The organism is Photobacterium carnosum (assembly GCF_002849605.1).
Classification (GTDB): Bacteria; Pseudomonadota; Gammaproteobacteria; order Enterobacterales; family Vibrionaceae; genus Photobacterium; species Photobacterium carnosum.
Genome location: NZ_NPIB01000014.1, coordinates 110,771 through 117,910, shown reverse-complemented (window position 1 = coordinate 117,910; position 7,140 = coordinate 110,771). Strand labels below are relative to the sequence as shown.

Below are 7,140 nucleotides of genomic sequence, written 5' to 3'. Positions count from 1 at the left end.
AATTCATTTTCAGTCATAGTGAGCAACATTTATTGATTCCAGTTCATAGCAAAACCTATGATCTGAATATAGTTCAACATGACATTTCTAACGGGTTCAAACCGGACATTTCTAAATGGGACCTACAACTTCAGTGCGCATTATGTACCTTATGTTAAATAGGATATCGAACATTAATACTATAATGCCATTACAACTAGGCTATTGATTAATATCAAATAAATATACTCACCTGTTCTTTAGTTGAGTGTAATTAACACTGACGTTAAATACGGTCGCACATTACATTTTGCTTTGTACTTACATTCAGTATTAATTACTTAACCAACCGCTAAGTGTATTTAGATCGCCTTAAAATTAATGGTTTGCGTTTGTGGTCCATTATGGACAAACGTAACTTGATCCATTACGACTGGAACATCTATTGATGGATTATTTGAATAACCGAAGTTTTCAATTGGCATTCCGTCGTTACCTTTAGTTAGATCATAATTGCCATCGTTATCTTGAAATGCAAACACGGCATAATTTCCAGAAGGTAATGCGTTAATCGAAATTCCTTTGACCAATTCTTGTGGCGAAAACGTATTCATATAAATCGTGGGCCGTTGAGATAAGTTATCCTTTTCATCAAACACCAACACTAAAATGGATGTTTTCGTATCATTGATATTGGTAATTTTAATCGTCAATGGTGAAACATTATCATCAGTAAGCACATTACCCAGCATTACGACACTAAACATAACGCTTAAACCACTCACCCAATGTAATCGACTTACCGTATGCGCATTGTATTTTTCTGATAATAATGCCGCTAACCATAATGTTGCTGCAATACTGACGATTAATACACTGTAATAAGGGGCTAAACGTAAATTATGCAGTAATGGAGCACTTAAATAGACAATAACAACCTGCCAACTAAATACGCGTAATGAATGACGGCCAATATAACTCAATGCTTTACTATGAAGCGCATTAGGATAACGTTGAATGATGACGGCAATCAGATATATCCACACAGTAATATTTAACGTTCGCAACCAACCGAGTTCCGGCTTATTTGCATACGAATACAGTGTCCAACGATGAATACCATAGCTAGAAAATGCACCATGATGAGCAACAAAAATAATAGTCGCAATAATCACCGCAAGAATAGTTAATATAGGATGCTGCCAACGTAATGTTTTATTTTGCAGCATAAAGCCAAGGGCAGATCCGCCGACAAACAATAGTTGCCACGCAAAAATATTAAAATAGCCCAGTTGAAGTTTAAAACTCGAAAATACAAACGAAAATAAAGGTAACAGTATTGTTGTATTAAGCTCTTTACTAAAAATCCAAGCCCCTATACTGATGCTAATAACTAACCACCCTTGCCCTTTACGGTATGCCACTATGAGTAAAGGCAATAACAACATAAAGACAATATACAATGGAAGAATATCAAAATAGTTCGGCTGGTTAACCAGTGCAGCACTAGCTATAAAGGTTTTAAATGGACTTTCTACAATATAATGTGCACTTTGTTGAAGTGTCGGTGAAGCAGATGGTAAAAATTGTGATGCAATAAGAATCCAAATAAAAACAATGAACAAACAGCCTATATGATACCGATAAATACTAAATGCTCGGTGCCATGCTTTGGTGATGGTCTGAATGTTGGTTAATGACTCTCGACTGTATATCGCGCCTGCAAGCAATCCTGATATAAACACAAAACATTCAGCTGCGCCAAACTGCCCCAATGGCTGTAAAGTCACGGTTTGAATGAGAGAGTATCCGCCACTTATCCATATTAAGTGGTTAATGGTCATTAGTAATAGTAACAAGCCACGAATACTATCTAATGCTGCAATCCTTTTCATTGTTGTTACTCTACTTAACTGTATTTTCGTATTTTTATCAAAAAATGTGCCTTTTTATATACCTAATTATCTTTTAATCTAAAACTTGAATTAACGCCTCATATTTTAAGTGTAACAAGCAGAATATTGCACCCACCAAAAACCACGCCAAAGGAAATCAGAGGCTTAATCAGTAATAAATGCGAATAGTAATGATGATTGTTATAAATAATATTACGCTTTTCCCTGAATAATCCTCGTTAGTTTAGGCGCAATAAGCAATGTAAACACGGCGATTGCAGCGGTAACATACCCAATTTCACCAAAAACTTCCGCATAAAGAATAAGGCTTTGAGTCGGTTCAACAATCCCTTCGGGTGCAGCCGTTAAACTTGCAATCCAACCGGCTAAAATGGCGGCTGTTGCTGATGTTAAAAACCACATCCCCATTGCAAACCCCATCATTCGCTGTGGCACTAACTGTGCAATCATGGCTAAGCCCAACCCTGATACCAATAACTCCCCTAACGACTGTAATAAATAGCTCACCACTAACCAATTTGAATTAATGATCCCTTCCGGATTTGCAAACCCCGTTGAGAACTTTAGAATTAAAAAGGCCAAGCTACATAACACCATCCCAAACGCAAACTTAAACGGCATTGCAAACCGTTCACCGAGTTTATTATAAAGAATGGCTAATAATGGGCTCGCAATCATGATCCAAAATGGATTCAATGCTTGGAATTGTTCAGGTTCTACCTTAAAGCCAAATAAATCATGGCTGACATTATGAATAGCGAAAAAGTTAAGCGAGGTGGGCATTTGAAAATAGAGTGCAAAAAATACGATCCCTTGTAGCATTAAAACAAAAGCGACAAACATCTTTGCCCTTTCAAGCCCCTGGGTTTTGAAGGCTTCTTTAAAATATATAACAACAATGGTTATTCCGATAACAACCAAAATAGCATGCGCATAAAACAAGTGTTGCAATAAAAAGGCACTCAAAAAGCTAAACGCCACCGTTGCAACCACAACCATAAAATAATAACGTTTATTAACGGGCGACATATCAGGCTTGGAACCTATATTTTTAACGATACGCCCCATCACCATAAAGTTAACCATAGTGATTAATAACCCGATTGCACTTACCCCAAATGCCATGCCATAGCCCATCTTTTCGGCAATCCAAGGGCTTAATAACATAGAGAAAAATGAACCTAAGTTAATCGCCATATAATACATGGTAAACGCGCCATCAAGACGCGGATCATTTTCCTCATACGATTTGGCAAGTAAGCTTGAAGGGTTGGCTTTAAATAAACCATTACCCATGGTAATAAAGCCCATTGCTATATAGATGAGTTCTTTGCCGCCAACGTCACCTGCTGCTGATAATCCTAATAAAGAGTAACCAATGGTTAGAATGAAAGCCCCGAGCGTGATTGTCCGTTTTGTACCAAGGATCTTATCCCCAACCCAGCCACCAATTGCCACCGAACCAAAAATTAACGCAGAAAACGCACCAAATAAGGTAAATGACTCAGCCTCTGACATGCCAAGAATATTGACCATGTATACAGTAAGAATGGCCTGCATACCGTAGAATCCAAACCGCTCCCAAAACTCAACTGAAAATATGAGATAAAACGGTTTAGGTTGTTTAAATACATTTACCTCTGACATACGGTATTCCTTAAATCAGTCGCAATTGTTTTAATAGTAGTCGTTATATTTCAAGTTCGAGTCGTGAGGCTGATTCAAAGACCAGATACTATCGAATTAGGTTTATTTATTTGGGCGGGAAGGTTAAGAATAGAAATAACAACATGATTAAAAACAGATAACGTTACAATGCTGGTGGTTATGTATAAACGAATAAAATGAAGGCAATAATCGTTTAAATTATTGCCTTATATAAACGAATAATCGCTTTAATTCTTTAGCGTATTAATCATTGACGATCAACCACCTGCTAATTTAACCGTGTGGCCTTTTTTCTCAAGATGCGCTTTTATTACATCACGCTTATCACCTTGAATTTCAATTTTTCCATCTTTAACTGCACCACCACAGCCGCAAACTTTTTTTAATTCAGCAGCAATCAGTTTAAGTTGAGGATCTTCAACGTCAAGTCCAGAGACAATACAAACACCCTTACCTTTACGGCCTTTTGTTTCACGCTGAATACGAACAATACCATCACCTTTTGGACGTACTGGTTGTTCTTTTTCTTCTTTGATTCGACCAGTCTCGGTTGAGAAAACTAAACGGTTATTATCACTCATTGTGCAATCTATCTCACTTGGTTGCTTGATTGTGTGAATACCATTAAAAGTTAACACATCAATCTTGCTAAATACTCATGAAGCAATACTATCAATAAATGGTACTCTAACGGAACATCTTATGATTCGTAATGTGATTTTTGATTTTGGTGCAGTGATGTTTGAATGGAATCCACTTCAAATTGTGAATAGTTTTACTACATCACAACCAGAACGTGAAATATTGCTGCGTGATGTACTACAACATCCTGATTGGCTATCACTCGATCGTGGCACCATGCTTATTGCAGAAGTACTCCCTAAATTTTCAGCTCGTACTCAAATATCCCCTCGACGGATGGAAGATTTTATTCTACATATTCAACTTAGTTTGACAAAAATACAGCAAACTGAAACATTGTTTTATAAGTTAACACGACAACCCTACTCGCTCTATTACCTTACCAATATGTGCAGTGCTTTTTTTGATACTCTTTATGAGAAACACCATTTTATTTCATTTTTTGATGGCGGATTAGTTTCAGGAAAAGAATTGGTAATGAAACCAGAACAAGAAATATTTATGCGGCTATGTGAACGTTACCAATTAACACCACAAGAAAGCTTATTTATTGATGATAATAGTGAAAATATTCAAATAGCCTCTACGCTTGGTTTTAATACTATTCAATTTAATCAAACACCCACATGTTTTCAGCAAATCGAAAAACAACTATCACTGCATTAAATTCAAATCATTTACTAAATTTTACATAAAATTGAACATTGTTATAGCGACTCAGTCTATTATCTATAAAGAAGCGCTAATAATATCAGGAGATTATGTGAAAAAAGTTTTTATGGCTGCCATGTTCGTTGTAGCTGCAACGGTATCAACCATGAGCTATGCCGCCAACGAATGTAATGGAAAATACATCGTAGGCCCAATTGAAACTATTTATGTTAAAGATCTTAATATGGATTTCAAAGCACGTATTGATACTGGAGCAAATACAACATCGATTAATGCTTATGACTTACATGTTATTGATGGAAATAATAACCCTACAGATACCAAAAAAAGTTGGCATAAAAATCTAGGGAAAATGATCAGTTTCAAAACAGCTAACGCGCAAGGACAAGAAGAAACACATACTGGAAAAATAATCAAAATCAGTAAGATACGAAATGCTCAAGGTGTTGAACGCCGCTATGCTGTTGTTATGGATTTAATTTGGAATGGTAAAAGCCATGCCATTCCTGTCAATTTACGTGATCGTAAAAAATTAGAATATAAATTACTGATTGGTCGTAATTGGTTAGATGGCCGCTATTTAGTTGATGTATCAAAAAATGATAACGATGATTAATCCTTAACTAAAATTCAAGTAAATAAAATAGTGCCTGTAATAAATAGGCACTGTTTTTTTAGAATGTAATAGCCTTATCTAAATATTTTTTAATTGAAACTAAATCCCCCTTAACTAACTGTCCTCGCACAAGGGCATACCATTCATTATTTTTACCATTATCATTTCTCAAAACAATCCCTTTATACTGTTCTGAATGAGCAATTAATGATGATTTCATTGTTTGTCGATGAGTATCAAACCTTTCTGGCGGCATAAAGGCTTTTGTCTCACACCACCAATCTACACTCTTTTTAATGTTGTTTATCATTCCTTTGACTATTTGCCCATTAATGGTTGTTTTCCAGTCAGAGGTGAGCCCTGTACTATTCTCAACGATATAACCACGATGAAAAAGACGTTTTTTTATTGTCATACTCTATACCTTATTAAAGAAGTAGTTTCTTTAATAATCATTACTTTAACTACGCATATAATAATAAGACTTAAATGCCTAAGCTAGTTTTTTGTAATTATTCTTCCGTTTTTCGATGATCGTTGCTATTATTTAATCATATAAAGTTATAGTGCATTAGGTGTTATAGTGGCTAAGAAAATTACCGTTATTGAAGATGAAATAATACGCAACGCAAGTCTTACTGATTTTTCAACCATTGCTGAATCGATTACAGTTTGGCAACGACTAACACATCAACAATATGCTAAAAACACATTAATCGCATTTAAAAATGATTGGAATAGTTTCTTACTTTTCTGTTCACAACACAACACATCAGCGTTACCCGCATCAGCTGAAATTGTTCATCGTTATATAGAAAAAATGGCACTCACCCGTAAGCTAGCCAGTCTAAAACGTTACATTGTCACTATCAGTTTAGTTCATCGTTGTCATGCATTACCTAACCCCTGCTTAAGCAATGAAATAAAACTTGCTATGCACAAACAGCGCCTTGATAAACATGATGATTATACTAATGCTCATGGTTTTCGTGATAACCATTTACATGAGCTTCTTGAATCATTTTCGCACGCAACTAAAGCGAAAGATGTACGAGATATGGCTATTTGGGCGATGACATTTGAAGCAATGCTAAAACGTTCAGAAGTGACCGCATTAACCATTAACGATATTGACATTACACCTGATGGTTTAATCACTCTTTCGGTAAACGGTACTTTAATTGCATTAAGTGATATCGCCTCGCAAGCTGTCAACCGTTGGCTGACATTATCGATGATAGACAGCGGTTTTGTTTTCCGACGTATTGATAGACATAATAATATTGGTGATAACCCTCTTGATCACTCATCGATCTACCGTATATTTAGACGTGCAAGCCAAGAGCTAGATCTTCCTACTGACGTAATATTTTCAGGGCAATCACCACGGGTGGGCGCGAGCCAAGATTTAGCCGATGCGGGGCTGTCTATTCATCAAATACAACACCAAGGACGATGGCGAAGCCCTGCTATGCCGGCTCAATATATTGGTCAACGCGCTAAACGGGATAGCACCTTAAAGAAATTTGCTAACAAAAATGGCAAATAACACACAAGCACGATAAAAATGACATAAAAAAGCCAACCTTTGATACACCTTCAACAACAAAGAGCATCAAGGTTGGCTTAATAATAACTGATCAAATA

The 7,140-nt window shown here is 36.2% G+C and carries 7 protein-coding genes; 3 read left to right on the top strand and 4 right to left on the bottom strand.

Features of this window, described 5'->3' with window-relative positions; translation table 11 throughout:
- Window positions 1-341: 341 nt before the first annotated feature.
- The 3 genes from opgC to yciH form a co-directional block, all read right to left on the bottom strand.
- Window positions 342-1,874, bottom strand: a complete 1,533-nt coding sequence (gene opgC, locus CIK00_RS12505) for an OpgC domain-containing protein (protein ID WP_101769178.1) — start codon at window positions 1,872-1,874, stop codon at window positions 342-344.
- A 213-nt stretch (window positions 1,875-2,087) separates the two neighbouring features.
- A complete protein-coding gene (dtpA, locus tag CIK00_RS12500; RefSeq protein ID WP_101769177.1) occupies window positions 2,088-3,542 on the bottom strand; it encodes a dipeptide/tripeptide permease DtpA in 1,455 nt (484 codons plus the stop codon).
- Between the two features lie 278 nt (window positions 3,543-3,820).
- Window positions 3,821-4,144, bottom strand: coding sequence for a stress response translation initiation inhibitor YciH (gene yciH / locus CIK00_RS12495; RefSeq protein WP_101769176.1), 324 nt, complete (start codon window positions 4,142-4,144; stop codon window positions 3,821-3,823).
- A gap of 121 nt (window positions 4,145-4,265) precedes the next feature.
- Between yciH and CIK00_RS12490 the strand changes: the two genes are divergently transcribed.
- Complete coding sequence (locus CIK00_RS12490) at window positions 4,266-4,871, top strand: HAD family hydrolase (protein ID WP_101769175.1); 606 nt, start codon at window positions 4,266-4,268, stop codon at window positions 4,869-4,871.
- 121 nt (window positions 4,872-4,992) lie between these two features.
- Window positions 4,993-5,493, top strand: a complete 501-nt coding sequence (locus CIK00_RS12485; protein WP_373322867.1) for an ATP-dependent zinc protease family protein — start codon at window positions 4,993-4,995, stop codon at window positions 5,491-5,493.
- 58 nt (window positions 5,494-5,551) lie between these two features.
- On the opposite strand, the gene CIK00_RS12480 is transcribed toward CIK00_RS12485, so the two are convergent.
- A complete protein-coding gene (locus tag CIK00_RS12480) occupies window positions 5,552-5,908 on the bottom strand; it encodes a DUF3319 domain-containing protein (RefSeq protein ID WP_232579125.1) in 357 nt (118 codons plus the stop codon).
- A 168-nt stretch (window positions 5,909-6,076) separates the two neighbouring features.
- Between CIK00_RS12480 and CIK00_RS12475 the strand changes: the two genes are divergently transcribed.
- Window positions 6,077-7,042, top strand: coding sequence for a tyrosine-type recombinase/integrase (locus CIK00_RS12475; RefSeq protein WP_101769173.1), 966 nt, complete (start codon window positions 6,077-6,079; stop codon window positions 7,040-7,042).
- The last annotated feature ends 98 nt before the right edge of the window (window positions 7,043-7,140 follow it).

Bases quoted from the DNA above. Each gene is read 5' to 3' on its own strand.
- CIK00_RS12490 (WP_101769175.1), top strand. From the start codon at position 4,266: ATGATTCGTAATGTGATTTTTGATTTTGGTGCAGTGATGTTTGAATGG.
- CIK00_RS12485 (WP_373322867.1), top strand. From the start codon at position 4,993: ATGTTCGTTGTAGCTGCAACGGTATCAACCATGAGCTATGCCGCCAAC.
- dtpA (WP_101769177.1), bottom strand. From the start codon at position 3,542: ATGTCAGAGGTAAATGTATTTAAACAACCTAAACCGTTTTATCTCATA.
- yciH (WP_101769176.1), bottom strand. From the start codon at position 4,144: ATGAGTGATAATAACCGTTTAGTTTTCTCAACCGAGACTGGTCGAATC.
- opgC (WP_101769178.1), bottom strand. From the start codon at position 1,874: ATGAAAAGGATTGCAGCATTAGATAGTATTCGTGGCTTGTTACTATTA.
- CIK00_RS12480 (WP_232579125.1), bottom strand. From the start codon at position 5,908: ATGACAATAAAAAAACGTCTTTTTCATCGTGGTTATATCGTTGAGAAT.